At 75.4% G+C, this 7,511-nt stretch carries 7 protein-coding genes; 3 read left to right on the top strand and 4 right to left on the bottom strand.

What is annotated here, in order from left to right:
- A partial coding sequence (locus tag BIV57_RS19980; RefSeq protein WP_139275732.1) for a DUF4140 domain-containing protein occupies positions 1 to 539 on the bottom strand: 539 nt, incomplete at its 3' end.
- 335 nt (positions 540 to 874) lie between these two features.
- On the opposite strand from BIV57_RS19980, the gene BIV57_RS19975 reads away from it, so the two are divergent.
- Together BIV57_RS19975 and BIV57_RS19970 are read left to right on the top strand one after the other, a co-directional pair.
- Positions 875 to 2,743: a putative bifunctional diguanylate cyclase/phosphodiesterase gene (locus tag BIV57_RS19975; RefSeq protein ID WP_071658234.1), complete on the top strand. Its 1,869-nt coding sequence runs from the start codon at positions 875 to 877 to the stop codon at positions 2,741 to 2,743.
- 60 nt (positions 2,744 to 2,803) lie between these two features.
- The gene (locus BIV57_RS19970; RefSeq protein ID WP_071658233.1) at positions 2,804 to 3,178 is read left to right on the top strand and encodes a hypothetical protein; all 375 of its coding nucleotides are present in this window, start codon (positions 2,804 to 2,806) and stop codon (positions 3,176 to 3,178) included.
- 15 nt (positions 3,179 to 3,193) lie between these two features.
- Here BIV57_RS19970 and BIV57_RS19965 read toward each other — a convergent pair whose 3' ends face one another.
- Complete coding sequence (locus BIV57_RS19965; RefSeq protein WP_217651748.1) at positions 3,194 to 4,180, bottom strand: LysR family transcriptional regulator; 987 nt, start codon at positions 4,178 to 4,180, stop codon at positions 3,194 to 3,196.
- A 63-nt stretch (positions 4,181 to 4,243) separates the two neighbouring features.
- On the opposite strand from BIV57_RS19965, the gene BIV57_RS19960 reads away from it, so the two are divergent.
- Entirely contained in the window at positions 4,244 to 5,485 is a 1,242-nt protein-coding gene (locus BIV57_RS19960; protein WP_071658232.1) for an MFS transporter, read from the top strand.
- Here the strand turns inward: BIV57_RS19960 and BIV57_RS19955 are convergent.
- Positions 5,460 to 6,839 (bottom strand): aspartate aminotransferase family protein, encoded by a 1,380-nt coding sequence (locus BIV57_RS19955; protein WP_071658231.1) that lies wholly within the window; start codon positions 6,837 to 6,839, stop codon positions 5,460 to 5,462. The genes BIV57_RS19960 and BIV57_RS19955 overlap by 26 nt on opposite strands.
- A complete protein-coding gene (locus BIV57_RS19950) occupies positions 6,836 to 7,489 on the bottom strand; it encodes a phosphorylase family protein (RefSeq protein WP_071658230.1) in 654 nt (217 codons plus the stop codon). The genes BIV57_RS19955 and BIV57_RS19950 overlap by 4 nt, the downstream gene beginning before the upstream one ends.
- Between the last annotated feature and the right edge of the window lie 22 nt (positions 7,490 to 7,511).

The following is a 7,511-nucleotide window of genomic DNA, read 5'->3' as shown; positions in this document are numbered from 1 at the left end:
GTGGTGGCCTCGTCGCGGCGGGCGCGGGCGAGGGCCACCGCGTGGCGCGCGTCGTCGGCGTCCTGGCGGGCCCGCTCCAGCGCCGCGTGCAGGCTCTCCAGGCGTGCGTCCACGAACGCGGCCAGCGCCAGCCGCGCCTCCACCGGCGCCGGCCGCGGCGAATCGCCGCGCTTCCCGCGAGGCGTCACCGCCCGCAGCGCCGCCGTCTCCGCGACGCGCAGCGTCAGCCGCTCGCGGCGCGCCTCCGCCTCGGCGAGCTCGCGCTCCGCGCGCTCCACCGCGTGCACCAGCTCCGGGAGTTGCTCCGAGGGGCCCAGCTCCGCGCCGAGCGAGAGGCGGACGTCCGTCACCGTCACGCCCGGCGCGGTCACGCCCGCCCGCAGCGCCGCCGGGTCGACCGTCCGCGGCAGCCCCGGCACCCGGACGCGGACCGCCTCGGCGCCCGCCGGGACCTCGACCCGCACCGCGCGGCGGCACTCCGCGCCCACCGCGTGCACCGTCACCGCCACCAGCCGCGATTCCGCCGCCACGACCTCCATGGCCCAGCCCCTTCCCCGTGATCCCCGTCCCGCCCAAACCTACCGTCCGGACAGATGGAAATCCGCCTATCCATCCTGCCCCGACCCGCTCCGCCGGGTCGGCTGGCGGTCATCGGCGTCTCACGGACCGTCATCCCGGGGCGCGCGACCGGTGGTGCGCGGCCGCCGATGCGCCCGCCGTGCAACCGTGCGCCCGCCTCGGCCTTGGCCGGAAGCCGCCGAATGTTACCCATGACGCATATGACGACCATATGATTCGCGCTGTGGTTGAGCTGTTCTCGTCCGATGATCCGGCCGCCACATCGCAACACACGGGCGACGGGGACGGAAGAAGGATGAGCGGTCGTCAGACGGCGGAGCAGGGCGAGGCCGAGCCCGGCAGCAGCCCCGCCGCGCGCGCCCACCCCGCGCCCGGCGCCGCGGTCGATCCCGCGGAGCACGCGGCCCTGCTCGACGAGTGGTGCAACGCCCTCGCCCACCACCCCGGCCCGACCCTCCGGCTGCGGCCCCTGCTCGCCGCGCTGACGGACCGTCTGCTGCGCGCCGCCGCGACCGGCGCCCCCACCACCGCCGCCGCCGAGTTCGCCGCGGTCGGCCGCGAGCTCGCCGCCAACGGCCTCGCCGACGCCGACGCGATCGGCGCCACCGTCTCCGTCGTCGGGAGCCATCTGCTGACCGCCGCGGCCGCCTCCCCCGCCGAGGCGGCCGGCTTCGCCCACCTCCAGGGCATCCTGGTGGGCGCCGCCCTGGAGGCCGCCCCGCGGCCCCAACTCCCCCGGCCCGCCGCCATCCCCGGGCCCCGCACCCCCGGCTCGACGGGGGCGCCCGGCCTGCCCGGACGCGACCCGCTCACCGGCCTCACCGACCGGGCCGGCTTCCACGAGCGGCTCGCCGCCGTCTTCCGCGACGCCCCGCCCGGCGCCCGCCTCGGCCTGTGCTACCTCGACCTGGACGGCTTCAAGGAAGTCAACGACACCGCCGGCCACCAGGTCGGCGACGAGCTGCTGACCCGCGTCGCCCGCCGGCTGCACGACGCCCTCGCCGGCCCCGGCCGGCTCGTCGCCCGGCTCGGCGGCGACGAGTTCGTCGTCCTGCTGGAGCGCTCCTCGGGCCCCGCCGACGCCGAGTGGGTGGCGCGCACCGCGCTGCGCGCCGCGGACTGCGCGTTCGGCAAGCCCGGCCAGGAGGTGCGCATCACCGCCTCGGCCGGCGTGGTGGAGCGCCCGGTCGCCGGCACCGACGCCGCCGACGCGATGCGCGCCGCGGACATGACGCTGTACTGGGCGAAGGCGGCCGGCAAGGGCCGGTTCGCGGTCTTCGACGCCCAGCGGGACGCCCGCCAGACCGCCCGCTACCGGCTCGGCGCGCAGCTCCCCCGGGCGCTGGAGCGCGGCGAGTTCTTCGTCCTCTACCAGCCCATCGTCCGCCTCCCGGACGGCTTCCCGGTCGCCGCGGAGGCGCTGGTGCGCTGGCGGCACCCGGAGCACGGGGTGCTCGCCCCGGGGCAGTTCATCCACCTCGCCGAGGACAACGGCATGATCGCCGAGCTCGGCCGGTTCGTGCTGGAGAAGGCGTGCCGGCAGGCCGAGGCATGGCGGCGGCGCGATCCGGCGCGGGCGCCCTCCGTCTCCGTCAACCTCTCCCCCCGGCAGTGCGCGGACGAGGGCCTGGCCGGCGAGGTCGACCGGGTGCTGCGGGAGACCGGGCTGCCGCCCGAGCGGCTGCAGCTGGAGCTCACCGAGTCGGCGGTGATCGAGGGCCACCGCTCGCCGGAGTCGCTGCGCGAACTGTCCGCGCTGGGCATCCGGTTGGCGCTGGACGACTTCGGCACCGGCTACTCCAGCCTCGCCTATCTGCGCACCCTGCCGGTGGACGCGCTGAAGCTGGACCGCTCCTTCGCGGAGGGCCTGCGCGGCGGCGAGGGCCTGGACGGGGTCGACGCCCGCATCGTCGCCGCGCTCACCCAGCTGGCCCGGGCGCTGACCCTGACGGTGACCGTGGAGGGCGTCGAGACGGCCGCGCAGGCCTACCGGCTGGCGCGGCTCGGCTGCGAGTTGGGGCAGGGGCTGCTCTTCGGCGGCCCGGGGCCGGCGGGCGCGGCGGGGCCGCTGGACGCGGCGGCCGAGCCGGACGCGCTGCACGTCGGGGAGCAGGCTGTCGGCGGGCATGCCGTTTCGCCGTGGCCCGGCGCGGAAAGCCACTGAGCGTCTGCAACGTCTGTGTCCCACGGTGGTTGTCGATCTATCGATGAGGAGTCGCGCGCGATGGCGAACATGGAGACCGCGCTGAAGGAAGCCATGCAGATCGAGGGGGCGCTGGGGGTGGCGCTGGTCGACTACAACAGCGGCATGGCGCTGGGCACGCTCGGCTCCGGCAAGGACTTCGACCTGAATGTGGCGTCGGCCGGCAACACGGACGTGGTCCGGGCCGAGATGCGGACGCTGGAGATGCTGAATCTGCAGGGCGAGGTGATCGAGGACGTGCTGGTGACGCTGGCCGGGCAGTACCACGTGATCCGGCCGCTGACGCATCACGGGAGCAAGGGGCTGTTCCTCTTCCTGGCGCTCAACCGCGCCCGCGCCAACCTCGCCTTCGCACGGCACCGGTTGGCGCGGATCGAGGAGGGGCTGGAGGTCTAGCCCGCTTCTGGAGGTCTAGCCCGCCCCGGCCGGGGTGAAGTCCGCGACGAGGGCCGCGAAGGCGGCGACCCGGGGGGTGGGCGGGCCCAGCGGGCGGACGAGGGAGAGGTTGCCGTCGGGGAGGCCGTCGACGGGGACGAAGGCGATGTCGCGGCGGAAGAGGTAGTCCGCCGCCTCCAGCCCGAAGAGCAGCCCGCCGCGGCCCGCCGCCGCCAAGGACAGCGCCTCCTGGAGGGTGTTGGCGCGGCAGCCGCTCGCGATCGTCCGGCCCGCGGGCGTCCGCTCCGGCGCGAACAGCTCGCGCCAGGCGCGCGGCGCGTCCTCGGGCACCCCGATGAGCGGCACCTCGGCGAGCTCCTCGGCGGCCAGCGAGTCCCGCCCGGCGAGCGGGTGACGGGCCGACAGGGCGAGCCCGCGCGGCCCCCGGCACACCGCCGGCCCCACCTGCACGCCCGGCACCGGGCCGACCAGCGGGCCGCGCAGCAGCATCACGTCCGCCTCGCCGCGCTGCAGCGGGCCGAACGGGTCGGCGAGCGGGGCCTCCACGATCGACACGTCGGAGCACGGGTAGCGGTCCCGGAAGGTCTGGGCCAGCTCCTGGAAGACCGAGTCGGGGATGCCGACGAAGCCCAGCCGCAGCGTCCCCGCGACGCCGCGGGCCTCCTCGGCCGCCCCGGCGACCGCGTTCCGCAGCGCGGCGTACGCGGGGCGCAGATCGGCCAGCAGCCGCGCACCGAGCGGGGTGAGCGCCGCGCTGCGGCTGGTGCGCTCCAGCAGCCGGCCGCCGATCCGCCGCTCCAGCGCGGCCAGCAGCTGGCTCACCCGCCCCTGGGAGACCGTCAGGCGCTCGGCGGCGCGGCCGAAGTGGAGCTCGTCGGCGAGCGCCAGGAACGCCTCCAGTTCGCGCAGTTCCAGCGATCCCTGGTACCCCTGGTAAGCCGGGGAGGACGGCGAGGACGGCCGGGCCGGCTGTGCGGGGCGCTCCGCGTAGCGATTAACCACGCTTATCGAACCATCCTCGAATCGCCGTTGTTCCCGCTCCGCCGCCGCAGCATCGTTGCGCCCATGGACACCACCTCCCGCCACTACCTCCCAGTGACCGTCGTCGCCGTCGGCTCCCTGACCGTCGTCACCAGCGAAATGGCGCCCGTCGGCCTGCTTCCGCAGATGGCCGCCGGGCTCCATGTCAACACCGGAACCGCCGGGTTGGCGATGACCGCGCCCGGCCTGGTCGCCGCCGCCACCGCGCTGCTCTTCGCGCTGCGCGGCGGCCGCGCCGACCGCCGCACCCTGCTGCTCGCCTCCTCCGGGACGCTGGCCGTCGCCAACCTGGCGGCCGCACTGGCGCCCGCCTTCCCCGTGCTGCTCGCCGCCCGGCTGCTCACCGGCCTGGCGATCGGCGTCTTCTGGTCGGTGGCCGCCGGGCTGGGGCCGCGGCTGGTGCCGGCCCCGGCCGTCGGACGGGCCACCACGCTGATCCTCGGCGGGGTGCAGGTCGCCAACGTCGCCGGGGTGCCGGCGACCGCGCTGATCGGCCGGGCGGCCGGCTGGCGCGCCGCGTTTCTCGTGCTGGCCGTCGCGGCGCTGGCGATCGGCGCCGCGATCGCGCTGCTCGTCCCCAGGCTGCCGGCGCCGTCCGCGGCGGACTCCACCCGGATCGGCGCCGTCCTCGGCGGCCCCGCCGGCCGGGCCGTACGCTGGGCGCTGGCCGCCCAGTTCCTCGCCGTCCTGGGGCACTTCGCCGCCTACACCTATGTGACGCCCGCGCTGCGCGACCTCGCCGGGGTGGCCGCCGGCACGGTCGGGGTGCTGCTCGCCCTCTACGGGGCGGCCGGGCTGATCGGCAACTTCGTCGGGGTGCCGCTGGTGTCCCGCTCCGGGCGCTCCTGGACGACGGGCGCGCTGGTGCTGGTGACCGCGCTCGCCCCGCTGACGCTGCCGCTGCTGGCGCACGGCACCGGCAGCGGGACCGCGATGCTGCTGCTCTGGGGCCTCGGCTACGGCGCCGCGCCGGCGCTGCTGCTGCTCGACATCTTCCGGGCCGCCCCGCAGGCCACCGAGACGGCGGGCGCGCTGGGCACCTTCGCCTTCAACCTCGCCATCGCCCTGGGCGCGGCGGCCGGCGGCGCCGTCGTCGACGCCGCCTCCGTCCCGGTCACCCTCGTCGCCGGCGGCGCGGTGCTGATCGTCGCCGCCCTGCTCTCCGTCCGGGCCCGCGCCCTCGCCGGGCGGCGGGCCCCGGAGACGGTGATCGCCCGTCAGGAGCCGGAGAAGGAGCCGGTCACCGGTTCGCGACAGCCTGCTTGATCAAGGTCTTGCCGAAGTCCCAGACCAGCCCGGAGCCGGAGTGGGCCGCGTCCATCACGTCCTCGAAGGCCGTGACGAACCGGTCCACCTCCGGCTCTCCGATGACCAGCGGCGGGATCAGCTTGATGACCTCCAGGTGGTCCCCCGACACCTGGGTGAGGATGCGGTGCTTCTGGAACAGCGGCACCACCACCATCTGCGCGAAGAGCCCCTTCCGCGCCGCCTGCAGCATCGCCCACTGGCTGCGCAGCTTCAGCCCCTTGGGCCGGCCGAACTCGATGCCGATCATCAGCCCGCGGCCGCGCACGTCCGCCAGCAGCTCGTAGCGGTCGACCAGCGCCTCCAGCCGGCCGCGCAGCAGGTCGCCGGTCTTTCGGGCGTTCTCCACGATCCCCTCGTCCTCCATCACCTGGAGGACGGCCAACCCGGCCGTCATCGCCTGGGCGTTGGAGCCGAAGCTCGCCGAGTGCACCAGCACCCGGTCCATCGAGGAGTAGACCGATCGGAAGATCCAGTCCTTGCCGAGCGTGGCGCTCACCGGGATGTAGCCGCCGGAGAGCATCTTGGCGACGGCGATCAGGTCCGGCTGCACGCCCTCCTCGTGCTGGTAGGCGTAGAAGTCGCCGGTGCGGCCCAGCCCGGTCTGCACCTCGTCGAGGATGAGCAGCGCCTTGTGCTGGTGGAGCAGCTCCTGCGCGGCGCGCAGGAACCCGGGCGGGGTGGGGGTGACGCCCTTGCCCTGGATGGGCTCGACGATCAGCCCGGCGACATCGCCGCGCTTCAACTCGCGCCGCAGCGCCTCCAGATCGCCCACCGCGATCGAGGTGTCCGGCAGCAGCGGGGCGAACCCCTTGCGGAAGCCGTCCTCGCCGTTGACGGAGAGTGCGCCGGTGGTCAGCCCGTGGAAGGCGTGGTCGAAGTAGACGACCCGCGGCTTGCCGGTGGCGTAGCGGGCGAACTTGACCGCCGTCTCCACCGCCTCCGTCCCGCTGTTGCCGAAGAAGACCCGGTCCAGGTGCGGCGAGTGGGCCAGCAGCTTCTCGGCGAGCAGCCCGGGCAGCGGCGAGGAGTCGAAGCGGGTGAGGTCGGGCAGCTGGGCGTCGAGGACGTCGTGCAGCGCCTGCCGCACCACCGGGTGGTGCCGGCCCAGGCCCTGGACGCCGAACCCGGCGAGCATGTCCAGGTAGTCGTCGCCCTGCTCGTCCCAGAAGTAGGCGCCCTCGCCCCGCACGTACGTCTTGTCGAAGCCGATGGTGTGCAGCATCTTGCGCAGCTGCGGGTTGACGTACTTCTCCTGCAGCTCGTAGCGCTCGCCGCCGCGCTCCTTCAGCAGCCGGTTGATGTCGAAGGTCATGCCTCCACCGCCTTGTTCTCGCTGCTCGTCGTGGTGTCGGTTCCGGTGCGCGCCTGCCACTCCAGGAAGGCGGGGACGGCGGCCTTCAGGGCCCGGTAGGCGTGCAGCCCGTTCCTGATCGTCGCGGGCCGGAAGAGCTCGCTGACCGGGGTGTCGACGACCACGCGGGCGACGGCGACGGGCCGGTCGGGGTCGGTGCGCGCCGCGACGCGCACGGTGGCGGCGCACTCCATGTCGACGCCGATGGCGCCGGTCTCGTGCAGTTCGGCGCGCTCGGGGCCGCGGACCACGTGGTCGGCGGAGACCAGGACGCCCCGATGGACCGTCAGCCCCTGGGCGCGCAGCAGTTCGGCGAGGGGCTCGGCGCCCGGGCAGGGCACGATCCCCGACTTGTCCCACACCTCGTCGGGCACCACGAAGCCGCCCGGCGCGATGGAGGGGTCGGTGGCGGCGCAGAAGCCGGACGCGATCACCGCCGCGTCGGCGGCGTCGGGGCGGGCGAGGGTGCGGGCCATCGCGCGGTGGGCGCGGACGGCGCCCATGCCGGTGCGCAGCACGCCCGCGCGGGCGCGGGCGGCGGACCAGTTGCCGCCGCGCAGCGCGTGGTGCTCGGTCGGCAGTGCGCAGACGACGAGCAGCGGTCTTGTCATCTTCCGGTTTCCTTGGGTTGCG

Origin of the sequence: Mangrovactinospora gilvigrisea (genome assembly GCF_001879105.1) — a bacterium.
GTDB lineage: Bacteria > Actinomycetota > Actinomycetes > Streptomycetales > Streptomycetaceae > Mangrovactinospora > Mangrovactinospora gilvigrisea.
Note: the sequence above shows the minus strand (reverse complement) of the source record. Positions and strands in the feature narration are given on the sequence as shown.

Coding starts and splice junctions, on each gene's coding strand:
- BIV57_RS19975 (WP_071658234.1), top strand. CDS start 875: ATGAGCGGTCGTCAGACGGCGGAGCAGGGCGAGGCCGAGCCCGGCAGC.
- BIV57_RS19955 (WP_071658231.1), bottom strand. CDS start 6,839: ATGACCTTCGACATCAACCGGCTGCTGAAGGAGCGCGGCGGCGAGCGC.
- BIV57_RS19950 (WP_071658230.1), bottom strand. CDS start 7,489: ATGACAAGACCGCTGCTCGTCGTCTGCGCACTGCCGACCGAGCACCAC.
- BIV57_RS19970 (WP_071658233.1), top strand. CDS start 2,804: ATGGCGAACATGGAGACCGCGCTGAAGGAAGCCATGCAGATCGAGGGG.
- BIV57_RS19960 (WP_071658232.1), top strand. CDS start 4,244: ATGGACACCACCTCCCGCCACTACCTCCCAGTGACCGTCGTCGCCGTC.